Raw genomic sequence first — 23,704 nt, 5'->3', positions numbered from 1 at the left:
AATATTTGCCCACGGTGCTGTGATTCTAAACTACGAACGGGTAGGAATACCTCTCCTGAAACATCATCACGTGAAGGTCGTATTAGGATTGTACATTTCGCCAGATATGGTGTGAAATAAGTTGGTTGTGGCAATCAGTGGACGTAAATGGCCGGTCCTCGAGGGGGTGACGTATGGCTCGGACAGTCAGGATCGCACGAGTGAATCAGTCGGTACGGTCGCGGTGATCGACGGTGGTCGCCGACGACATCCGAATGAAACGGAAGATTCAGCAACTGGGCTCCTCGACGCTGGCGGTCACCCTTCCGGCAGAGTGGGCCCGCGACCACGACGCACGGAAAGGCGACGAGTTGCTCATCCAGCGCGACGAAAACGGCGGCTCGCTCCTGCTTATTCCCGAGTCGTCCGCTACTGCAGACGAGTCGGCGGTGATCGATGCCGATGCCTTAGCGCCCGACGCCCTCGAGCGAGCGATCCTCGCCCAGTACGTCCTCGGTCGACAGCTCATCCGCGTCGAAAGCGACACCACCCTCTCACCGGCGGCGCTCGAGGCCGTCGCCGACGTCGAACGCCAGTTGATGGGGCTTGGGATCGTCGAGCAACGCCTCGAGCGCGTCGACGTTCGCTGCTCCGTCGCGCCCGACGATTTCGAACTGCCAACGCTGCTCTCCCGGCTCTGGCGCACCGAAGCGACAATGCGAGAGCACGCCGTCGATGCGCTCTGTACCGGTGACGACGAGTTGGCCCGGCGAACGATCCACCACGAGCGTCAGGTCGAGAAGCTGTTTTATCTCTTCTTGCGGCTGGTGTTGACGACGTACCGAAACCCGCGGCTGAACCAATCCGTCGGCCTCGAGACCGGCTTCCCGCTGATCGGCTACCGCTCAGTTGCACAGGACGTCGTGTTGATGACCGAACGAGCACGCCGAATCGCGACGCTGGTCGCCGAGAGCGACGATCCCACACCGCTCGACGACGACACGACGGCACAGTTCCGGGCCGTCGCTGACGCACTCGCAACGACGGCCGATGCGACCCGGGCGGCCGTCACCGAACCCGACCACGAGGAGATCAGTCGAGCACGCGGGGCACTGAACACGCTCTCGACGGCCGTCGATGGCGCACAGACCCATCTCGAGCAAACACGTCCCGAGCCGCTGCTCGTCCTCCAGCGAAGCCTCACCGCGTTGCGCTCGAGCGGCGAGCACGCGACGGACAGTCTGGACGTCGCCGATCACTTCGCGTTTCGCTCCCGATCGGTCGTCGATACGGACGCGGCGACCGACGAACCGTAGCTGGTTTTGTGCGACTGTGAACGGGTTCGGTTGATCCCTGCCTCGAGAGCACGTTTCATCGCTGGGTGACGGATTTCCGAAGTGGGTCGTCCCATCGTGGCCTGTCGCGAGGACGGCGACGACAGTTCGTCCGAGAGACGGCTTTGGCTCTCGAGCACTGCCCGCTCCGTGACTCGAGTGTGGGCGATCGACTCGAGACCTCGCAGAGATGACAGTATTAGGGCGTATTAGGAGTTCATGCCCACTCCGATGGTTTGTCCCCGCTCTTGGAATCAGGAGACCGTAGTACACATTCGAAGGAACGCTTTTACATTTGGTTCCGAATTTCCACATGTTCAGCTGATTCAGAACACGTTTGACCACTGTTCTGGAGACTGACTCGAACGATCATAACTATGACAAACGACAAATCTGGACGCGACATGTACGGCGACGCGTACGACGAAGCGAACGAACCGATCTTTGCGGGGATTCCGTCTTTCCTGAAGCTGCCCCAGATCGACCGCGATGCGGTCGGCGAGGACGACGTCGACATCGCGATCCTCGGTGCACCGCTTGACACGGCGACGACGATCCGCCCCGGAACGCGCTACGGACCGCGTGCGGTCCGTGCAGCGTCGACAGTTCCCTCGCCGCCGTACCAGCACTTCAACATCGAGACGGGGATCGACCCGTTCGACAGTTTCAAAGTCGCCGACACTGGCGATGCGACGATCTCACCCGGCGACACGAAGGAGAGTCAGGACAACATCGAAGACGCGGTGTACGAGATCGCTGATCAGGACGCGACCCCGATCGTCATCGGTGGCGACCACTCGATCTCCTACCCCGACATCAAAGGCTGGGCGGAGGCCAACGACTACGACGACATCGGACTCATCCACTTCGACTGTCACGCCGACACCGGCGATGACGGCCTCTGTGGCTTCGAGTTCGACCACGGTGCATGGGTCAAACGCCTCTACGACAGTGATCTGATGGCCGGCGAGAACTACACCCTCATCGGCCCGCGTGGCTTCTGGCCCGGCCCGGACACCTACGAGGAGATGCGTGAGGCCGGCATGAAGTGGTACACGGCGATGGAAGTCGCCCAGTTTGACCTCCACGACATCGTCACTGACGCGGTCCAGCGCGCAACTGACGGCACCGACGCCGTCTGGATCTCCTTCGACGTCGACGTCATGGAGCCGGCCTACTGTCCCGGCACCGGCGAACCCGAACCTGGTGGCCTCATTCCTCGTGAGGCGATCGCCATGGTTCGTGACGCCGTCAAACAGCTCGACCCCGACCACTTCGGGTTCGACGTCGTCGAAGTCGCCCCCCAGTACGACGCCAGCGACACCAACTCCTACAACGGCGGGATCACCTCCGGCTTCGCCAACCGCCTCATCCTCGAGGTGATGGGCAGTATGGCACTCGCCAAACAGGGCCGCACCGAAGGCTCACCGATCAAACCCAAGGAACCACTCGGACCGAAAGGCGACCTCGAGGCCCCGGCAGACGACTGACGAACGAGACACGCACTGCTGTTTTTCGCCACGCGGTTTTTTGTCACACGCTCGCTTGATGGCCCGTGATCGACGTCGTCTCGACAGACGGTACGCTATCCACGACCGCCGGCTAACTGCGCCGATTCCGGCAGGGAGCGCAGCCAGAGCATCGCGATCGTCCCGATCAGCGGCCCGATCGCGAGGGGAACGAACGCCCACTGCCAGCCCACGGCCCGCTGGACGATGGGGATGAGCTGGATCGACCCGATGGTGATGAGAAAGCCGATGGCCGTCTGGAGCGTCAGCGCGGAGCCGACGTAGCTGTCGTCTGCGAGTTCCGAGACCGCTGTGGAAAACTGTGCGGAGTCCGCGACGATGAAAAAGCCCCAAATAAGCACAAATGGGGTAATGATCGCCAGCGATGAGCCGTAGACCACGCCTGCAAGCAGACACGCGGCCCCGGAGACGATCATCGACGCGCTCGTGATTATCGATCGGCCAACTCGGTCCGCGGCCGAGCCGGCGAGCCACGCACCGACGCCACCGATCGCGATCGTGCCAAACGCAAGCAGCGCCGCCCATCGCTCGGGAGTCGGCGTCCCACTGGCCTCGAGGCTGGCGAGGAGAAAGACCGGAATCCACGTCCAGACCGCGTACAGTTCCCACATGTGGCCGAAGTAGCCGGTGTTGGCGAGGACGACGCCGCGATCGGAGACGATCCGGCGGATCGCGCTCGGATCGAACGGGGCTGTCTCAGGCTGGTGTGGGCCGTCCTCGTAGGCTAATGCGAGGAGGCCACCGACGGCTGCGATGGCGGCCGTCCCATACAGAACGAGGCGTGGCTGGCCGATCCCGCCGACGGCCCGCAGCAGGTGTGGCGAGGCAGAGCCGACGGTAAGCGCGCCGACGAGGACGCCGATCGCGAGCCCACGGCCTTTGACGAACCACGAAGCCATCATTTTCATCCCGGTCGGGTAGACGCCGGCAAGTGCAACACCGGTGAGAAAGCGCAGGACAATGGCTTGGAACCCGCTGTCTACGACGCCGGCGATCAGTGCTGTCGACGCCGCACCGGCGAACGCACAGCCGGCAAAGAGATACCGCGGTCGAACGACGTCGGCGATCGTCAGCGATGCTGATAGCAACGCTCCGACGACGAACCCAAGCTGGACGGCGTTGGTCAACCACGCCGTCTCGGCGGCCGTCAGCGACCACAGCTCGGCCAACTCAGGACCGACAGCGGTCCCGCTGAACCACAGCGTCATCGCGAACAGTTCGGCGACGCCGATGAGAACAAGTGCACGCCATTTGGTACCAGCAACCGCTGCCATGTCCCTACAATACAACGAATAACTGATATAAATGGCGGGGTCGATCAGTCGTCGTCACTGCTGCCGGCCGCGTTGTACGCGGTCGGGCTTGGTGCTGGCGTATCGGTTTCGTCAGTGATCTGTGCGACGATGACGAACACGCCCAGCGAGAGTCCCAGACAGATAAACGTCGGGTAGCCGTCGAACGCCACGGTGAACACATCGTTTGGCACGTACAACAGTGTGTTCTCGAGGCCGTAGGTTTCTGGCATCAGCACGAACAGGCTAACTCGACTCACAGCACCGGCGACGATCGCCGTGAGGGCAGCGGGCGTGTTCGCTTTCGACCAGTACATCCCGAGCACGTAGGGGACGACGACGCCGGCGAGACTGATGTCGAATGCGAGCACGAGCAACAGTCCGGTTTCGGGGAGCCGAATCGCAAAGAACGCACCAATCACGGCTACGGGAACGGCGATGACGCGGGTAAAGAGGAGCAGTTTGTCCATCTGCGTGGTGTCGTACGCCGTTTCTTCGACGCGGATGCCTGCGATGTTGCGGGCGATCACTGACGAGGTCGCAAGCACGGCACCATCACCGGTCGACAGCGAGGCACCGATCACGCCGGCGAGGACGAGCACCGCGAGACTAGGGGGAACGACGTCCTGCATGAGCGCATAGAGGACGGGGGCACCGTTGGCGTCGACGCCAGCCTGGGCGAGGATTTCGGGTGCCGAGAGCGCAACCAGCGAGAACGGGAGGCCGATCAGCAAGGTCCCGATTGCAGCGCCGAAACACGCTTTCTGGGCCGTTTCGGGTGACTCTGCCGATAACACCCGTTCATTGAAATCGAGTGCGACGAGGTTTCCAAAAGCAAGGGCGGTGATCTGGGCCCAGTTAATGATCGCTCCCGAGTCAGGATCGGTGAGTTGGGCCGTCGCCGTCGGTCCGGTGCCGTCGGGGATGACGAGACCGTAGTTGATCCCGATCCATCCAAGAAGCGCCAGCGAGCCCACAAGGGCGACACTCGCTTGGATGATGTCCGTGTACGCGACGGCGAACAGCCCACCAGTGAGCGTGTACAGCAGGATAATCAATCCGAGAATCACGATTCCAGTGATGTAGGACGTTCCGAGGAACGTCTCGAAGAGAAAGCCGCCCGCGACGAGGTTTCCCGCCAACAGGATCGTGAAGCTGAGACACGTCACTACCGAGGCGAAGACCTCGACCGAACGGCCGTAGCGGCGGCGAAAGAAATCCGGTAGCGTCATCAGGTTCATCCGATTGAGCGGCTTCGCAAAGAACAGGCCACAGATGATCAGACAGGCCGCTAGTCCGACGGGGAGTGCAGCTCCGGCCCAGAAGCCGAAATCAGCTGCAAGGTCCGTGTTTCCAAGCGTGGCGTTTGCGTCTAGCGACTGTGCCATCAGGGTCGCCGCGACGATCGGCAACACGAGTCCACGGCCGGCGAGAATGTAGTTCTCGCTGCTTCCGTCGACGTTGCGGGCCATGTAGAGCCCGATGGTGATACACACCGTCAGGAAAATGGCTACGCCACCGATGATTACAGTTCCGGACATTCGATCACCGTTTTCCCACGTCCAGTTGACGAACTTGAGTCGACTACCGTCTGCGCCGTCGCTCTGTGACTCGCTCTCCCGGTGCAAACGTCGAAATCTGTTGTTTCGACGCGTCTCTCTCGCATAGCAGGTCCCTGTTTTGAGATCGTGCTCATATTCAACACAGACCTTTAGAAATAGCCATCATTGAAAAGATTTTCCGCGGTATTGTATAGTGTATGTCGCCGTATGGTGAACGAATACGGTCGGAACAAGCATCCCTGGACCGTTCATGGAGTGCTAGTCTCTAGCAGTGTCGATATACTCCTTATATTTGGTAATATAACAACAGGAGGGAACGTTGGCGGTCTGCTCGAGCATGTCTGTGCCGGTTGATCGACAACTCTCGACGTCGTTTCAGTGGCCCGTGACCCGGAGTCGAACAATTCGAGCAGCCTGTTCGTCGAAGGTGACAACGTCTTTCGAGGCGGCACGCTGGAACGCTCTTGACTATAATCTCGAGGGACCCAGCGTTGACGAACCGAGTGGGCGGTCTCGCAGAGACAACACTACGCCAGAACCCACGTAGTATGGCGGTTTTCCAGAGCCAAAAATCTCAAATATCTAACTTTCGTAGTCAACGTATGGTCTTCGATACAGACGATTCCCTCCAGTCCAGCGATGGTAACCGTACCACCGAGACCACCACAGTCTCTCGTCGGTGTGCACTGCAAGCCGGGCTCGTCACTGCCGTCTCACTTGCGGGCTGTCTTGATACTGACTCGAGCGACCCGAACGGTGAGAGTGACACCGAGTCCGAGAGTAGCGGTGATGGCGACGGATCGGAGGAAGAAGAGACCGACTCGGACGAGGGTCCGCTGACCGTGGTCTATGCGTTCTTGGAGGCAGCTGCGGAAGAAGACCTCGATCGGATGAGCGAACTCTCTCACTCACACAATCCACTGGATCCTGCGGCATGGGTCGAGGATGGCTGGGAGTTCCGTGGCGGCGGCGACGAGGAGGATCTCGAGGGGCTCGATGCTGAGGTAATCGATGACGACGCCACGGTCGCGGATGTGTTCGAGCTAGAAGGTGCAGCGTTCTGGTTCGAAGAGGACGAACTCGCTGAGACGCTTGAGGGTGAGGACATGGCCACGGTCGAGGTTACTGTCGACGATCCAACCGAGGACGATACGGTTTGGATGCTCGCGACTGAGGATGGTGAGTGGCGGTATCTGTTTTCAGCACCAATCGACGACACCCCAGACGATCCTGAAGCGGTGTTCGAGGAGCCGATCGAGGACGAAAACGACGACGTAGTCGTCGAGATCGATTGGGAGTACGACAGTCCGACAAGCGACGTTCCACAGGCCGCTGTCGTGCTCACCGATGAGCGAGGCGTTGATGCAAATCGGATCGAGGTCGAGTCCACTATCGAAGGTGCGAGCACGGGAGCATTCGACCGTGATGATGACGAATTCACCGCCACGTGGGAGGATATGACTCTCTACATCGCCTACGATACTGATGGCGACCAGATAGTCGTGACCGCAATCAACGAGGCGGAAAACGAGTCGGAAGTCGTCCATCGCGAACACTACGAGCCGTAGTTTGACGCCAGCGAAACAGGAGGTCCATGTTCATGGAGACGTGAAGGTCTGGGACAGCAGGCGACCCGTACGCAGTTACCGCCAGCAGTAGACCCACCGTACGGGCTGTCACAGTTCCGTGTCTCAACGGGCGAGTCTGCGTGGAACGCGCGACTCAGCGGAGCAGTGCTCTTTCTCGAGTCCATCGCCGGATGGCCGCCTTCTGCTTCGTAGTGAAGGCCGTCACCGCAGCGAGAGTGCGACGATCGGAGAGTCGTCACACGGCGCACATATTGGTATCGTACACTGACCTAAGCAGCGTATGACTATCCGCCCTGACGGAGTCGCTCGCGTCATGCGTAGACGTCAGGTGTTACTCGGAACGGGTGTTGCATTGCCGACGATCATCGCTGGCTGTGCCAGCGAAGAGGGCTCAGACGACGGAGAGTCCGCCGGCGAGACCGATGATGACGAGACCGAAAGCGAAACGACCGATGACGACGGGAGCGGAAACGAGACGGAGACCGACGATGAGGGCGAGACGGACAGTGAGGACGAAGACGCGACCGAGGACGAGGCTGATCCGTTCGGCGTGGACAGCGAACCACCGGTCCAAGGCCTTCGCATCACCGACGACGACCTCGTCCAAGACGAGTACTCGGTGACAGTTGTCGGCATCGTCGTCAACGATTCTGGAGAGGAACTCATGTCTGTCGAAGTCGCTGTCGCGTTCTACGACGCCGACGGCGAGCGCGTCGACGAAGGCTCGACGCGCATCGGCGACATGGACGACGAGGAGGAAATTCCGTTCGAGATCATGAGTCTCGAGGACGACGTTGTCGAGTACGAGCTCGCGATTGTGGACGGGGAGACAGCCGAACAGACGTTCGGGTAGCGTGCTCGCTGTTCGGTTGATTCCCGCGCCCGAACTCGCGGGAAGCTGTCGATAATAATAGTGGTGTCTGCGGGCTGAGGTGGCAGCGTGCCTCGGGTCGTGCTCTCGAGGGCTGAAGGTACACTTATACAGCGACAGTTCGAACTACGTTCCGTATGGCGGTTGATGAGTCGGTGGCGGTGCTCTCGCTTCCCGCATCAACGCTCGAGCGCGTTTCACGAGCCACAGTCCAGGATGCTGTCCAGTATTTTTCCCCGGACTGTGTCACGATCCCTGGAACCCGAACTGGCAACGCGTACGCACTCGCTCGTGATAGTGCTCCGAACCGGCCTGTCATTCACCCACAACTCGGCCACGGTGGAGGACCCATCGAGCACTATCGGTACGCTCTCGAGACAGGGGTGCACGAAGTGTCCGACACAGCCTCATCAGCGGAGACGATCGATCTCCTCGCCGTTCAGAGTCGTGACGTCCTCTCCCGTCTCGAAACGCAACTTACAACGGGTGAGCGCCAGACAGGCGACAACGCCGCGACGTTTCTGTTCGTCCCGCAACTCACCATCGACTGGAATCCGACGACACTCTCGACGACCCTTCCGAACGCCAAACAGCTCGCAGCGATCAGTGCGGCCCTCTCCGAGCCAGTTACCGTTCTTGCGGGCGGCCAGCCAGCTGAGTACTACCACGAGTGGACACTGACGCACAACTGCTCGTCTGTGCGCGTCCCGATCGCCGGACTCGGCGCAACGACTCGAGGCGGATCGAAGTTCGCACAGTACACGTGCACGACACACGGGAGCGTCGCCGCAGAAGCTGTCGACGCCGACCGGTTCGGGCTCACAGCACTGCACGGGGTTGGCCAAGCAACTGCCCAACAGTTGCATCGACGTGGGTGTGAAACGATCGACGACGTCCGAAACGTTTCGGTCACCGATCTCACCGGCCTCTCAGGTATCGGACGGACGACTGCTGAGAAGATGCATGCCCATGCGGATGTCATCGAGTCGGGAGAGCCGCTCGTCTTGACGAACAAAACGCCGGTCAAAACGCGTGACGATCGGCCGCCGATCTGTCTCGATATCGAAACCGACGGGCTCTCTCCGTCAATCATCTGGCAGTTCGGCGTCTACGATCCGGCGACTGACAGTCACCAAGCGTTCATCGAGAAACAACATCCAACGAATCCGAAGCCAGTGCTTGAGGCGTTTATGACCTGGTTTCTTGCCACTCACGGTGACCGGACGGTGCTGACGTGGAACGGCCACGGGTTCGACTACCGCTACATCACTCAGTTCCTCAATCGGTACTGTCCGGCGTACGTCGACGCCTGGGACGACGTCTGGACCTACGATCTGTACAAGTGGGCCGTTCGTGACGGTAACGTGTTGCTCCCTGGCCGAACGAACAAGCTCGATCACGTGGCCCGTGCTCTCGGTTACGAGTCTGCTGGAACCGGCTTGACGGGTGCACAGACCGCTGTTGCATACCAGTCGTTCATGCGGAACCCAGACGATCCCGAGCGAGCACTCGACTGGGACCGACATGAGACGTACTGTGAAGATGACTGCCGGGCGCTCTGGCACGTCTACGAAGCGATCACCGATGCAACACGGCGCGACATGACTGACAGCGGCGCTGGCGGCGCAGATGGACGCCAGGCAGGGCTCACTGACTTTTGAAAATGAGCGAACACAACACCGAAACCGACAGGAACACTCGCATCGACGTTTCAGGGACGGCTCTCGTCGATAGCTTTCCCCGTTCGAGTCTCACACCAGACTCCACATACGTCGACACCATTGAACTCCCTGCAAAACCAGCCGACACAGTCTCGACGGACGACGTGTTACAACCAGCACTCGCCGACTCCTATCCGTACGAACTGTTTCGTCACCAGGCCGACGCCCTCGAGGCCCTCGACGCCGGCGACAACGTCACGGTGGCGACATCCACGTCGAGCGGAAAAACTCACATTTACGGGTTGCAGATCGCTCGAAATCTCCTCGAGGCTGGCGTTCTCAACGCGGATGGCACCCGTGTGTCTGAACAGAACGACGCCTCCACCGCGCTGTGTGTGTATCCGATGAAGGCGCTGACGAATGACCAACAGGAGTCACTCGAGGTGCTGTACGACCAGCTCGGCCTCGACATCCGAGTCCGGACCTACGACGGCGATACGACGGGTGATCGCCGCGCGATCCGCGAGCAGGCAGACGTCATCCTCACAAACTTCGCGGGCCTCAACGTCTACCTCGAGCACCACGACAAGTGGAGTCGGTTCTACAGCGCCCTCGACCTCGTCGCGATCGACGAATCACACACCTATACGGGGATCGAGGGGATGAACGTCGCGTGGATTCTCCGCCGAATGCAACGCGTCGCCGACTACTGGGGTGGTGACCCACAGTACGTCCTCACCTCTGCGACGATCGGAAACCCACAGGATCACTCTGCGGAACTCATCAACGCTCCCGTGACCGTCGTCGACGACGACGGCTCACCACACGGGCCACGCGATATCGTCCTGTGGAATCCACCACCGCGAGACAAAACGCGTGACACGACACCCGATGAGGGTCCGTTCAGTTCCGAACTCGAGGACGACTCCGAAGCGGACTCCGAGGACGAGTTCGTCGCGGAACGAGTGCCGGCCAGCGTCGACGCGCCGAAAGTATTCAATCATCTCACCGCACACGATGTTCGCACGTTGCTGTTCTGTCCGAGCCGAAAACTCACCGAACTCAGTATCCAACGTGCTGAGGACCACCGACGAAACAATCCTCGAGCATACGACCGATTACCCGCTGTCGGTCGAGAAGCGTACAACGCGGGGCTCGGTCGCCGCACCCGCCACTCCCGTGAACACCAGTTCAAAACCGGCGCCCTCACAGGCCTCGCAACGACGTCGGCGCTGGAACTCGGAATCGACATCGGGACTCTCGATGCGACCGTCTTGATGGGCTATCCCGGACAACGGCAGTCCTTCTGGCAGCGGATCGGTCGCGCCGGTCGTGAGGCAAGCCGGAGCCTTGCGGTCCTGGTCGGTGATCATCGGACCCTCGATCAGTACATCCTCACCCACCCCGAGTACTTACTCGAGACCGACGTCGAAGACGCCGTCGTCGACACCTCGAACAATGCCGTCTTCGCGACGCACGTCTGCTGTGCCTGTGACGAAATCGCACTCGACGAGTCCGATATCGGGACGTTCGCCGACGAAGACCGGCTTCGGTCTGCCGTCAGCATGTGGCGTGAGGCTGGTTTCGTCGATGGCTCTCTCGACGCAGCCGTCCACTACAGCGGTCCCAGCCGCCCACAGACTCGCGTCAATCTCTATGGCACCAACACCACGGAGTACCGGCTGCAGCTTGCCGATGACGTCGACCGCGAACGCTGGGGCCTCCCCGACGACCTCGATCTCGAGCCAGTCGATCAGAACCGGGCCTACCGGGATTACCACGAAGGGGCTGTCAGGCTCCAGAACGGCCAGCAGTATGAGGTCGTCACTGTCGATGAGGACCGTCCCCAACCGATTATCGAACTCGAGCCGGTCGAATGTGAGTACTACACCCGTTCTCGTAACAAGGTCAACGTACTCGATGCCGACTCCGAGCAGTCTCGTGAGATCAACGGCTTTACGCTCCACTTCGGCCGTGGAACGGTGTTAGTGCATCACCACGCCTACGATCAGATGTACATCGGTAACAGCGAGCCGAAACAACAGCTGATCCCGACCGAAAACCCACCGATCCTCATGGAAACACAGCTCTGCTGGGTTGAGGTCCCCGAAGCCGTCGAGAAACCACTGATACGGAAGTACCAGGACTACGGCGTCGAAACCGGCGTTGATTCGGATCAGGCAGGGGTGGCACATCTCGGATACGTCGCCGGACTGCACGCTGCAGAACACGCCACGATTCAGACTGCGCCGCTCGAGCTTCGTGTCGACAAGAACGACCTCGGCGGTCTCGCCACACTCGTCATGGACACTCACTATACCCACCCTGAGTATGACGACATCGCCGATTCGATCAGGGACTCGTTCGAAGCTGCAACACACGCCCTCGAACAACGAACCAGCGAACTGTCCGGCCGTCCCTCCTCGGGCTGGTTCATTTACGACGGGGTTGACGGTGGTCTTGGCTTTGCACGCGCCATCTACGACAATTTCGAGGCGCTCGCCGAACGCGCTCGAGATCAACTCAGAGACTGTAGCTGTGGGCGACCCAATGGCTGTCCTGCCTGTACGTTCGATGAAAACTGCGGCAACGATAACAAGCCACTTCTGAGGGCATCAGCGATCGATGTTCTCAATCAACTCCTCGGTGAGGACGATCTTGACGATCTTTCAGCACACCGTTCAGATGAGCACGGTGGCGATCGACGTCCCGTCGTCTTCTACTCTTGACATCCTCTCGCCCCTGAAGACGTCCCCAGCACGCAGAGCGTTCTGGGGTGCGAACGAGACGCAACGCGTCTCGTTAACGCAGGAATCCCGACCGCGGCTGGGATACAACAAGACAGTGGGGTGACTCGAGGGCAAGTCATCGCTTCGGTGAGTGGTCGCCCTGAGCGAAAGCGACCGCTTCAGACGAGTGTGATGCCGCCGTCGACGACCAGCGACGCACCGGTGATGAACGCTGCCGGTTCGGAAGCCAGATAGACGATGGCGCTCGCTAACTCTTCAGGATCGCCCTGGCGGCCGACAGGTGTGGCGTTCACAGCGGCCTCAATCGCGTCCTCGTCGGCAACCCGTTCGGCAGCGCCGGTGTCGACCATTCCGGGAACGATGGCGTTCATCGTGATCCCGTCAGGGCCGAGGTCGATCGCGGCACTCCGGGTAAAGCCAACGACTCCACCCTTGCTCGCCGCGTAGTGTGAGAGGTCACCAGACCAGCCGATATGGCCGCCCGACGCTGATGAGACGTTGACGATCCGCCCATAGCCCGCTTCACGCATCGCCGGAAGGACTGCCTTCGTACAGTTGAACACGCCCGTCAGATTGATGTCGATCACCTGCTGCCACTCCTCAGCAGTCATCTCATCGAGTGTCGCCGTTGGGAAGATTCCCGCGTTGTTCACGAGAATGTCGACACGACCGAACTCCTCGAGTGTGTCGTCGACGACTGATTCCGCCGCCTCGCGGTCGGTGACGTCAAGCTCGCGTACGAGTGCGTTCGCTCCGCGCTCCTCGACCGCGTCGCCGACGTCTTCACGCTCCGGGATGACGTCCGTCACGACGACGTCCGCACCTTGGTCTGCCAGCAACAGCGCAGTCTGCTCGCCGATTCCGCCGCCTGCACCAGTGACGATCGCCACACGGTCGGTAAGGTCAATCATTGCACCGTACGATACGCGCGAAAGGGTCATAACTCTATCACTAGAGGTGAACGTATCCTCTGCAATCGGCACTTGACCACAACATATGGGTGCTCAGGGGGTGACGACCCTGCCTGCTATCACGTCGCTACACGATTTCCCGACCAATACGAAGTCGCGTGGTGTGTCGTCGCCGGCTACTGCGTCAGAATCGAAGACCGTGCGACCGGTGGCTCCACTGGACAGGATGAGGTGAGTTCGTGACGCTGTATGCAACTGGTTAGCTTCGCTCCTCAATGGCCGCCTACGAGTCGTAAGCGTGGGCCTCGAGTGTCTCCATGTCTACGGAATCCAACACTGATTCGTTCGTTGCTTCGAGAATGACCGGCGGGACGGTCGTCTCCGGGAGGCGTTCGGCCCGCGTTGCTTTGAGGGCCTCAATCCACCGTCCGAGACAGAGACACCAGCGATCACCCGGGGAAAGCCCGGGAAACTGTAACGTCGGGCGCGGTGTCACGAGATCGTTGCCCCGTTCTTTGCTGAACGTCAGAAACTCGTCGGTCATCACCGCACAGAGTTCGTGTCTCCCCCGGTCGTCAGGATGCGTTCCACAGCAGCCATCGCGCTCGAAGCCAGTTGTCGGATCAGTGCTACAGGTGGCAAGCTCCCCGCCGAGGACGTTCTGTTCGGACATACTGGTAGATCGGTACTGTGTGAACAAAAACCCTCTTCCCGTATGATGGTTTCACCGCCACCATCTTTACCCAAGTGCTGTCGCTGACCGCTCCGTTGCATGCAGTCATTGGAGGGCGACCTCGAGAAAATCACGTCCCCGAAATCACACCCAGTTGCTTCCTCCTAGCTACGACTGTCGGGCAGTCGGCATTCGAAGCGTGAGGGCGACAACCACGGCCATGATGACGGCTAAGGCGAAATATCCCTGATCAAAGTATCCGTAGTCAGCGATCACGCCAAAGAGAACCGGGCCGCCAGCAGCGAGTGCTGCGGTAATCGTTCGTACAACGCCGAGACCTGTCCCTTGCATTTCGTCGGAGAACGAATCGGCGAGAAACGACTGTGTGACTGCACCAGTCCCGAGCATCGTACTTATCAGCGCAGTTACTACGACGAGAAACCAGAGACTGTCAATGATCGGAAGGAGGAAAAACCCTGCAACGGCAGGCGTCAGAATTCCGACGAGCGATTTTCGCATCCCGATCCGATCATACGCTGCCCCGGCCACTGGCTTTACAACCACACCAACGGCGAAAAAGAATCCAAACAAGACACCTGCGACTGACGGCGCGATCCCTTTGACAGTTGTAAGATACGTCGGGTAGAACGTCGTGAATGACTGCCAGATGAACAGATACAGAAACAGGATGCCAGTCATGAACCCCATAGATGGGTTGCGAAGTTCCGTGACGACACCAAGCGTGTCCCACAGTGATTGGGAATCTGTTGACTGTGACGTCGAACGCTGGGGCGAGGACGTCACAAAGATCGCGATTCCAGCGACAACGAGAAGCGGGACCACGAAACCGAGTCCAACCTGCCACGCAACCACTGCAGCGAGGACGGTTGCAATCGGCGGCAGTACTGTCTGGCCAACATCGCCTGTTGCCATCGTCACACCAAGCGCGCTTCCAAGCCGACCAGAGTACAGATTTGAGAGGAACGTGATTCGGGCGATTGGATACAGCGAATGGCCGACTCCCCAAAGTGCTGTTGCAGTGAACAGAACCAGTGGTGACGGGGCAGTGATGACAAGCCCGAGTGCTACTGCAACGATACCGGTGCTCACAGTCATCAGTGTTCGCTCATCGAATCGGTCGGCGAGTATCCCCCCTGGCAGTTGGCCGATCGCTGCAAAGAACCACAGAACAGAGACCAGTAGGCCGGCGACAGTCAGACTGAGGTCAAACGCAGTTTGTAGGTATGGGATAATAACCGGGTAAACCATACGGGTCCCGTTGAGCAACCCCCATGCAACAGCGACGGCAACAAGTGAGACACCTTTCCCGTCGCCCCACAATCCTTTCGCTTCCTGTCTAAAAACTGCCAAGGCATTCATTATATGATTTACTAGTGGAAAAAGGGGCTACGTACTCATATCCTCTGATTTTCGCCACCACTGTCTTTGGGATATTCTGTCTCGTGATTGTTATTTGACAACACAGCGGTCAGTCCGTGGATCCTACTCGAGGGGTCAATGCTCCCTACTTGATACGCACCGGTCGAACACAGTCGAGTACTATCCCCGTCCCGCCCGATGCAATCTGCTCGGCGACGGTGACAGGCTCGACCGCTTGGATCCATTCCTCGAGGGCGTCCATGCCATCCTCGAATTCGTTGACATCCTCCCCGCCCTGAAGGGAGAGGATTCCCAAGCGTTGGGGTATTAAGGTTTGCAGTCCACCACTTGTTCCCTCGGTAAGAATCCGTGGGACAAGTCATGAAGGTAGACTCCGGGCTGTGCCAACCAGCCGGTACTCCTATCCCCGCCCAATCTGGACGAAGACTCGGAGTTACTTTCGTCGTTGATGTTGAGACGGATGTTCTCCGCCCCGTTCACGTCAGCGTTGAACGCCGCGTCACACTCCTCACAGACGTACAAGCCACGTTCAACGCGCTGGCTATCGTCTTCTCTACCGCAGATGCAACACGTCTTGCTCGTGTCACGCTCAGAAACTTCTACGACCTCGATACCCTCGACTTTCGCCTTGTATTCGAGAATCGAGGTGAAGCGGTCGAACGCCCACCCGTGCAAGTCGAGGTTGCCGTGTTTACCCCAGTTCTTCGACTCACCGTTCTCGTCTTCACGCACGCCGTTGAGCTTCCCGATGTTGATTCGCCCCACTCCTTGCTCGATACACCTCTCTACGATGTGTTTGGCGAGGCTGTGGAAGAAGTGCGTACGGCGCTCCGACCACTTGTGATGGAGTCGAGTGGCCTCAGAACCGCCCGAGTCGTCGCACTTGGCGATTTCCTTGGGGAAGTAGTACCCGTCTTGCTTCAAGCGGTTTCCGGGGTACAGGTCGGCTTCCTCGGTACTGTACGCTACGGCGGCGAAGTTACAGATGCCGAGGTCGATACCTCCTGTCTCGGTGCCGGGTGCGTCGGGTGTGTCAACTTCGTGTTTGCAGACGAGGTGGAGTTCCCACCGACCCTTCGCCGTATCGTACACGGCCCTGACTTGTTGCAGGTTTTCAACCGTAACCTCGGAACGAGTTTCGTATTCGACGAGGATGTAGTCCCAGTCTCTCGGGTGGTCTTTGTGGTTCGCACCTTTTGAGAGCCGGACGCGGTTGTGTTTCGAGTCGTGACGAATGCCTTTCTGCTTCCACGTCACCGTACTGCGTGGGTGTTCTTCGTGGACGCGGTTGCCGTTGTCGTCGTAGTAGTTTTTCTTGCGGTAGCCGGGCGGATTCGCACGACTGTCGCTCTTGCGTTTGCCGTACCACGAGTTGAAGGCTTCAGCGAGTTCCTCCAGAACGCGCTGACTGGACTGAGAATGGAGTCCTTTGTAGTTGTCATGACCTTTCAACTCGCTCTTCAAGTCCGAGTCGTCGGGAATCTTGCCCGTATCCTCCCACACTTGGCGGGAGTGGTAGTTTGCAACGTTCCACAGTTTCGATGCACTCCACGCGTGCAGGTCGAGCATCCGCTCCACTTGGGAGTGGTTGCGGATTTTCGCTCGATAGGTGCGGTGGACGTGCATTCGTGAAACGTCTCCATAACAGGTTATGTTGCTCTGTATTGTAAAGATTTGGATTGCGACCGTGGAATATCCAGCCGTGCAGTTATCGGTGGAGAGTGTCATCCAGTGACGGCGCGTATCCCCGCCGTGAACGGCGAGGTTTTGCGCCTGCTCATCCCATAACTGGTGGATGAAAGAGGAACGGCGATTCACCGGCGTCGGCCTTCTCGCGCAACTGTCCCATCATCTCGGATGGGCTGTGGTCTTCCAGCAGCGTCGTATCGAATGGGATCACCGGCGGCGTGATCTCGATACCATCGGGCTCGTGGTCGGTCCTTCCGAGCACCCAGTCGAAGCCTACCTCCTCGATCACTTGGACCGTCCCGTCGCTGAGGTCCAAAAACGGGGCAAAGAAGCCGTCCGGTGAGAGTCCTGTTGCATCCTCGATCGCTGCCAACCCAGTCGTGATCGCGTCGTGGGCGTCGTCGTAGGTGAGTTCGGAATACGTGTGGTGGCGGTGTGAGTGAAACGCGATTTCGTGCCCGTCAGCGTCGAGCATCTCCATACTCTCGGCCTGTTCCTCGGCGTCGCGGCCGAGGAAGACGAAACTTCCCGACGCATTGTTGTCCCGGAGCATCGCCGATACGGCCTCGAAATCCGGCTGTTCGTATTCGGCGACGCAAAACCACGCCTTCCACTTGTGGCGCTCCGGCAGCTCGCCGTCGGTAAGCAGGCTCAACCACGTCTCGAACTCTCGGAGTGTCGCATCGTCTGCTGGTCGCATACTGGTATCTGCATCGACTTGTCACGGATTAAGTCTTCACTAGGCACGGAACCGACAGCCTCAGTAGTGTCTCGCCCAATATATGGACGATGACCAGCCAGCAGTACGACGGACTCCTCCTCGATCACGACGGCGTGATCGTCACGCTCTGTTCACAGCACGTGCTGCGAGACGCCGCACTCGGCGCGTTCGCCGATGCGGGAGTTTCGGATCCGGATCCCGACGACGTCGACACGATCACGATTCGAGTCTCCGAGGATGAGCTCTGTGCTGTTGCAAAGCGGTATGACGTCACCCCAGACCGGCTCTGGCAGTGTCGCGAGGACCGAATCGAGACGACGCTCCGGACGGAAACCATCGCCGGGCGGAAAGCGCCGTACGACGATGTGGCGTGTCTCGAGCGCGTCGAACTCCCACGCGGAATCGTGAGCAACAATCAGACCAGAATCGTCGACTTCGTCCTCCGAGAGTACGGGTTGCGGGGACAGTTCGGAACGATTCGTGCCAGAGAACCGACCCGAGCCAGTCTCCGAGAGAAAAAGCCCGACCCCACGTATCTCGAGGCGGCAGCGACAGATCTTGGCTGTTCGAACCCGCTGTACGTCGGCGACAGCGAAAGCGACGTTGTCGCAGGCCAGCGTGCGGGATTCGATACCGTGTTTCTCCGCCGAGAGCACAACGCGACGTCCCATCTCGAGACGGAGCCGATGGCGGACCTCGAGAGTCTCGAGGCAGTTCTCGAGCTATTGCAAGACAGCTGACACCCATCGCTCAATCACAATCCAGCTATTTGTCTACGCGGCGCGATTTTGTTCGAGCGAAGCGTCGACGTTTTTCAGGTAGTCCACACAAGGAGTAGTATGCGACCGGGTCGTTCGGAAACCGACACTACTACTCGCCGACAACTGCTTGCGGCCCCCCTCATCGGAACCGGCGGGGAACTCTTCGGTCAGTTCGGCTCCAGCACAAGAGCTGTCTCATCCGACGAATCGCTCCCGGCGCATCTCGACGAGTACGTTCCGGACTTGCTCGAGCGATACGACGTGCCGGGAGCGTCAATCGCCCTGGTCGAAGACGGCAAGCTGACCTGGAGCAATGCCTACGGTACCGCTGACCCCGCGGCGGAGCGCTCGACGACCGCGGACACGCCGTTCCGGGTGCAATCGTTCACGAAGTCGGTCACTGCGTGGGGGGTGTTGAAGCTCGTCGAGCAGGATGAGATCGCACTCGACGATCCAATTGGCCAGCACCTCACGAGCTGGGAGCGTCCGGACGCCGAGTATTCGTGGGAGGAGGTTACCGTGCGGCGAGTACTCAGCCACAGTGCTGGGTTGCCAGCAGGCGTATACGAGAGTGTCTCACTGGACGAAGAGCCGCCGCCGCTCCGGGAGGCGCTGTCCGGAAACGCGGGCGGGCCGGCGGCTCGACCGACCGACGAACCTGGTGAGTTTCGGTACTCGAATCCCGGCTACGCGCTGTTGGAACTCCTAATCGAGGACGTCACGGGCCAAGACTTCGCAGCGTACATCGACGACGAAATCCTGGAGCCGCTGGGAATGGACGGAGCCACCTTCGATATGACCGAACGACTCCGTTCGGAGCTGGCGACGGAGCATTTCGTTGATGGAACATCGGTCTCTCTGTCACATGGTCCCGCCAAAGCCCCCGGTGCACTGTACGCGACCGTTGAAGATATCGCTCGCTTTGTCGCCGCCGGCACGGAGACGGGCGGGGAACCGGTTGGGCGGGGTGTGCTCGCTCCGGAGACCGTCGGCGAGATCTACGCTCCGGCCGTCGGAACGACTGGATTCTACGGCCTCGCAAGCGACAGCGCGGGGCTCGGTCACTTTGTCGAAACGCTTTCCGACGGGGAACAAGCGGTGATGAACGGCGGACAGGGGCCTGGATCGTGGCACTGGTTTCATACCATCCCCGGGACCGGCGACGGTATCGTTATCCTCACAAACAGTGAGCGGAGTTTGCAGCTACTCACAGACGTGATCGAGGCGTGGATCGAGCAGCGTGGACTCCCCACGGTCTCACTGACACGCGCGAGGCGATGGGTTCGCCTGCCAGTCTGGATTCTCGTCGGCGTGGCTGTCGGGCTTGCCCTGCGGCTCGGATTCGGTGCCATCACCGGAAATCGAACGTTCGATCCGCTGTCAGAACGTGACCGTCCCGTTCGGGCACTCCTCGCTGGTCTCGGTGTGGCGACGCTTGGCCTCTGGTGGACTGTCGGTCGAGAAACCGTGGCGTTCTTTTTGCCAGTCATTGCGGACTGGATCGGACTAGCACTGTCAGCAGTTGTCGCCTTGCTGTTGGTGACGGTCCTCTTTCCGCGAACCGGAGGTGATGGGCCTACGTGAATCGCCTCGAGGCCACGCCCCAAGCGATTCCTCGAGATCGCTTGATAACCACTGTCAACGAAGACACTGGATCGCCAGCAGTGTACTGTCTCGTCCACTGAGCCATTCATTAGAACTGTTCAGAATTTCCGAGTGTCCTAAAGAAGGCTTTTGTTCGGCCGATTACGAGATTGCGTATGAGCACAACGGAATCGTCCACCAACGCCATGACGTCGGACACGACCTGGGATGTCGTCGTTGTGGGCGCGGGGACTGCTGGTTGTTACGCCGCTTCGACAATCGCAAATGCGGGATACGATGTCGTCATCCTCGAGCGAAAAACCGAGGCCGAAGCCGGTCATATCGCGTGTGGCGACGCCTTGAAAGGCGCTGACGGGTTTCCCGATGCGATCCCGAAAGAGAAGATTCAGCCGGCGTTTACGAACACTGGCGTCGATCACGGTCGGTTCGAAATTCCGCAGGAAGACACCGTCCTCGAGATCCCTATCCCGGGTGAACTGGCCGTCATCGACCGGTTCGAGTACGGCAAGCGACTCATTGAGGGTGCCCTCGAGGCGGGTACGGAGATCCACTACGATACTGTCGTCACAGATGTGATCCAAGAAGACGGGGGTCGTGTGACGGGCGTCGAGGCGATTCAAAACGGTGACTCTCGGACCTATGACGCAGCGGTCGTCGTCGACGGCGCAGGGTCGTTGTCCGTTCTCCAGGATATGGTCGATTTCTCTGGGTCCACGTTCGACACGAACGTCGATTACTCGCAGTTCTCCTCGGCCTACCGCGAGATCGTCCACGTCGACGAGCCGGTCGAGTGGGATGACGCACTGGTGTTTAAACCGACCGAGCGGTCTGCGGGCTACCTCTGGTATTTCCCGCGGACTGAGACGGAGATCAACGTTGGTCTCGGCTTTCAAATGAGCGAAGAGCCAATGAAACTCGTCGAGGATCTCAAGCGAGATTTGCGAAATCGTCCCGAGTTCGAAGGTGCACGCGTCGAGGACAAACTCGGCGGCGCACTGCCGACCAAGCGGCCCCACGACTCGGCAGTCCACCCCGGCTTCATTGCCGTCGGCGACGCCGCTGGACACGTCAACCCGACCACTGGCGGCGGAATGGCTGGTGCGGCGTACGCCGGCGCATACGCTGGCGAGCAGATCGTCGAGGCAATCGAACAGAACGACGTCAGCGAGGCGTTCCTCTGGCGATACAACGAGCGTGTGATGGACCACTACGGTGGCCGATTCGCCGCCCTGGACATCTACAATATCCTGGTGACAGCTGCTGATCTCGATGATCTCACGAGTCTGATTGCAGCGATGCCCGGCGACAAACTCTCCGAGGCGCTGTATTCGGGCAGTGCCGATATCAGCTGGAAGCTGAAACTCGAGACCCTGTTCAAGAGCCGCGGTCACTGGGACACCCTTTGGGAACTCTACCAGACGAAACAGTGCGCCGACGATATCCTCGCTCACTACGAGGCGTACCCCTCGAGTCCCGACGAGCTGCCGGCCTGGCAGGAAAAGCGTGATGAGCTGATGGACGCGGTTTACGAGACGACCGGTGCGGATCCAAAGTACTGAGCGAGAGCGAACAGCCAAGGCAGAGAACAGCTCCGATCACGTCTCGCACGCTCCCTGACAGCGTCCCGAACGCCCGTCTCGCGTTCGTCCTGGCTTGTTTTAATAATTCAGCGGTAAGTGAAAGAATAGGTGATGACTCACTCCGAGAACACACCGATGAGATCACGCTGCGATTCGAGGACGGCACGATCGAGTTCGGTAACGAGCGTTCGTTCCTGTCGATCGAGTGCCTGGTGGATTCCACCGTCCGGCCGCGCCACCAACGATCGACCAGCGTACGTTACCTGCTCGGATTCGGGCATATCGCGTTGTCCAGTTCGGTTTGCCCCGATTGCCCATCGGACACCGTCAAGTGCTCGTGCACGGAGCAGGAGTCGCCAGTTGTCGCTGTAAGCACCTGGCCATGCGCCGGCCACGAGCAACGCCGTGATATCCTCTCGAGCGAGCGCTGCGCTGTCGTCGACGAAATTGAGATCGTAGCAGGTCAACAGTCCCGCAGTCCCGAGTGGGGTTTCGACCGTCACTAGCTTGTCTCCGGGGGTGAGAAGCTCCCGTTCGCTGTCCCAGAGGTGGCGTTTCCGGTACACTGTCATCTCGCCAGTTGGCCCGACGTATGCAGTGGCGTTGTAGAGGTCGTCAGCTGCTACCTCGATGAAGCCGACGACAAGTGCAAGCTCTCGCTGTTCGGCGAGGGACTGTAGTTCACTGATCGGTGCACTGTCTCGAGTGAGTGCAGCCGCCTCAATGCGCTCATCGCCAACGAACCCAGTCAGTGTATGCTCAGGAAAGACAACGAGGTCGACATCGCTGCTGAGTGCAGTGACACGATTTCGAACGGTTTCAAGGTTCGCGTCGACGGCTAGATCCTCGAGTGCCAGCTGACACACTGCGACAGTGGGCTGCATACGCAACCGATCATTGGAAACGCCGATAAAATACGGTGATCCGCTACAGGCGATAGATTAAGATAGCTGTCATATAGTGGGTCTTAGGAGTCGTACCCCGTGAACAAGAGCTCCCGCCGTTGGAGACGGAGCTATCTTTTTCAAGGAGAGAATTCCGGAGTCTACTGTTCACGGCGAGGAGGATGTCACCATTTTGGATGCATTCTAGCCGGTTGTCACGGACTGATCCGGCTGGAGAGCTACGGAGAAGTCGGTTGTCCTGATTAGGGCCGGTGAGTCGTCGCCACGTGTTAGTAAAAACACCAGCACTTTTAATAAAGTACACCTCAGAGAGACTACAATGGCTTTTGACGATCTGCTGAGCGATCCGGTTGTCCAAAAGTACCTCCATGAACTGGTTGGACCGGAAGGAATGATGGTAGCGGCCGCACCGCCCGACGGCGAGGTAACGGACGAAGAACTCGCAGAGGAGTTGGACTTGGAACTGAAGACGGTCCGCCGCACGCTGTTCATCCTCTACGAGAATGATCTGGCATCCTACCGGCGGCTCCGCGACGAGGATTCGGGCTGGCTAACGTATCTCTGGACATTCCACTACGACAATATCCCCGAAAACCTCGAAGAGCAAATGTACCACCTGCTCGAGGCCCTCGAGGAACGCTTAGAGTACGAACGCACCCACGAGTTCTATCTCTCAGAAGTGTCCTCGATTCGATTCGAGTTCGGCGAGGCGATGGAGTTGGGCTTCGAGTGCCCTAACAGCGGGACGGCACTGGAACCGATGGACAACGATCGCCTTGTAAACGCTATCGAAGAGCGAATCGACGACCTCCGTGACGAACTCAACGTCAACACCGATACCTAGCAGTCGTCTGAATATCGATCGTGTTCAACCTCACACAGAGGTGAGGT

At 59.5% G+C, this 23,704-nt stretch carries 19 protein-coding genes; 10 read left to right on the top strand and 9 right to left on the bottom strand.

The genetic code is table 11. The features are described from left to right. Positions 1–254 precede the first annotated feature (254 nt). Both ACERJA_RS16215 and ACERJA_RS16210 read left to right on the top strand, forming a co-directional pair. Positions 255–1,295 (top strand): AbrB/MazE/SpoVT family DNA-binding domain-containing protein, encoded by a 1,041-nt coding sequence (locus ACERJA_RS16215; RefSeq protein WP_373609295.1) that lies wholly within the window; start codon positions 255–257, stop codon positions 1,293–1,295. A 395-nt stretch (positions 1,296–1,690) separates the two neighbouring features. Next, positions 1,691–2,803 (top strand): agmatinase family protein, encoded by a 1,113-nt coding sequence (locus ACERJA_RS16210; protein ID WP_373609294.1) that lies wholly within the window; start codon positions 1,691–1,693, stop codon positions 2,801–2,803. A 95-nt stretch (positions 2,804–2,898) separates the two neighbouring features. Here ACERJA_RS16210 and ACERJA_RS16205 read toward each other — a convergent pair whose 3' ends face one another. Both ACERJA_RS16205 and ACERJA_RS16200 read right to left on the bottom strand, forming a co-directional pair. Beyond that, entirely contained in the window at positions 2,899–4,116 is a 1,218-nt protein-coding gene (locus ACERJA_RS16205) for an MFS transporter (protein WP_373609293.1), read from the bottom strand. Positions 4,117–4,160: 44 nt separating this feature from the next. Further along, positions 4,161–5,675 (bottom strand): sodium:solute symporter family protein, encoded by a 1,515-nt coding sequence (locus ACERJA_RS16200; RefSeq protein WP_373609292.1) that lies wholly within the window; start codon positions 5,673–5,675, stop codon positions 4,161–4,163. A 623-nt stretch (positions 5,676–6,298) separates the two neighbouring features. On the opposite strand from ACERJA_RS16200, the gene ACERJA_RS16195 reads away from it, so the two are divergent. From ACERJA_RS16195 to ACERJA_RS16180, 4 genes are all read left to right on the top strand, one after another. Further along, on the top strand, positions 6,299–7,264 hold the full coding sequence (locus ACERJA_RS16195) for a hypothetical protein (RefSeq protein ID WP_373609291.1): 966 nt from the start codon (positions 6,299–6,301) through the stop codon (positions 7,262–7,264). 334 nt (positions 7,265–7,598) lie between these two features. Beyond that, complete coding sequence (locus tag ACERJA_RS16190) at positions 7,599–8,138, top strand: FxLYD domain-containing protein (RefSeq protein WP_373609290.1); 540 nt, start codon at positions 7,599–7,601, stop codon at positions 8,136–8,138. 155 nt (positions 8,139–8,293) lie between these two features. Further along, a complete protein-coding gene (locus ACERJA_RS16185; RefSeq protein ID WP_373609289.1) occupies positions 8,294–9,817 on the top strand; it encodes a ribonuclease H-like domain-containing protein in 1,524 nt (507 codons plus the stop codon). A 2-nt stretch (positions 9,818–9,819) separates the two neighbouring features. Next, positions 9,820–12,546, top strand: a complete 2,727-nt coding sequence (locus ACERJA_RS16180; RefSeq protein ID WP_373609288.1) for a DEAD/DEAH box helicase — start codon at positions 9,820–9,822, stop codon at positions 12,544–12,546. Between the two features lie 179 nt (positions 12,547–12,725). Here ACERJA_RS16180 and ACERJA_RS16175 read toward each other — a convergent pair whose 3' ends face one another. The 6 genes from ACERJA_RS16175 to ACERJA_RS16150 form a co-directional block, all read right to left on the bottom strand. After that, positions 12,726–13,478, bottom strand: coding sequence for an SDR family NAD(P)-dependent oxidoreductase (locus tag ACERJA_RS16175; protein WP_373609287.1), 753 nt, complete (start codon positions 13,476–13,478; stop codon positions 12,726–12,728). Between the two features lie 283 nt (positions 13,479–13,761). Next, positions 13,762–14,151 carry a DUF2237 family protein gene (locus ACERJA_RS16170; protein WP_373609286.1) on the bottom strand — a complete coding sequence of 130 codons (390 nt, stop codon included), beginning with the start codon at positions 14,149–14,151 and terminating at the stop codon, positions 13,762–13,764. Positions 14,152–14,319: 168 nt separating this feature from the next. Further along, entirely contained in the window at positions 14,320–15,531 is a 1,212-nt protein-coding gene (locus ACERJA_RS16165; RefSeq protein WP_373609284.1) for a nitrate/nitrite transporter, read from the bottom strand. 145 nt (positions 15,532–15,676) lie between these two features. Continuing rightward, entirely contained in the window at positions 15,677–15,847 is a 171-nt protein-coding gene (locus ACERJA_RS16160) for a hypothetical protein (RefSeq protein ID WP_373609283.1), read from the bottom strand. Positions 15,848–15,858: 11 nt separating this feature from the next. After that, complete coding sequence (locus ACERJA_RS16155) at positions 15,859–17,178, bottom strand: RNA-guided endonuclease InsQ/TnpB family protein (RefSeq protein WP_373609282.1); 1,320 nt, start codon at positions 17,176–17,178, stop codon at positions 15,859–15,861. A 151-nt stretch (positions 17,179–17,329) separates the two neighbouring features. Next, complete coding sequence (locus tag ACERJA_RS16150; protein WP_373609281.1) at positions 17,330–17,941, bottom strand: polysaccharide deacetylase family protein; 612 nt, start codon at positions 17,939–17,941, stop codon at positions 17,330–17,332. 89 nt (positions 17,942–18,030) lie between these two features. On the opposite strand from ACERJA_RS16150, the gene ACERJA_RS16145 reads away from it, so the two are divergent. From ACERJA_RS16145 to ACERJA_RS16135, 3 genes are all read left to right on the top strand, one after another. Further along, on the top strand, positions 18,031–18,702 hold the full coding sequence (locus ACERJA_RS16145; RefSeq protein ID WP_373609280.1) for an HAD family hydrolase: 672 nt from the start codon (positions 18,031–18,033) through the stop codon (positions 18,700–18,702). 99 nt (positions 18,703–18,801) lie between these two features. Then, positions 18,802–20,307 (top strand): serine hydrolase domain-containing protein, encoded by a 1,506-nt coding sequence (locus ACERJA_RS16140; protein ID WP_373609279.1) that lies wholly within the window; start codon positions 18,802–18,804, stop codon positions 20,305–20,307. Between the two features lie 176 nt (positions 20,308–20,483). Beyond that, complete coding sequence (locus ACERJA_RS16135; RefSeq protein WP_373609278.1) at positions 20,484–21,887, top strand: geranylgeranyl reductase family protein; 1,404 nt, start codon at positions 20,484–20,486, stop codon at positions 21,885–21,887. A gap of 137 nt (positions 21,888–22,024) precedes the next feature. Here ACERJA_RS16135 and ACERJA_RS16130 read toward each other — a convergent pair whose 3' ends face one another. Continuing rightward, complete coding sequence (locus tag ACERJA_RS16130) at positions 22,025–22,792, bottom strand: carbon-nitrogen hydrolase family protein (RefSeq protein ID WP_373609277.1); 768 nt, start codon at positions 22,790–22,792, stop codon at positions 22,025–22,027. A 340-nt stretch (positions 22,793–23,132) separates the two neighbouring features. On the opposite strand from ACERJA_RS16130, the gene ACERJA_RS16125 reads away from it, so the two are divergent. After that, positions 23,133–23,657, top strand: a complete 525-nt coding sequence (locus ACERJA_RS16125) for a transcription factor (RefSeq protein WP_373609276.1) — start codon at positions 23,133–23,135, stop codon at positions 23,655–23,657. Positions 23,658–23,704 lie beyond the last annotated feature (47 nt).

The organism is Natronorubrum sp. A-ect3 (genome assembly GCF_041821125.1).
Taxonomy (GTDB): Archaea; Halobacteriota; Halobacteria; order Halobacteriales; family Natrialbaceae; genus Natronorubrum; species Natronorubrum bangense.
Note: the sequence above shows the minus strand (reverse complement) of the source record. Positions and strands in the feature narration are given on the sequence as shown.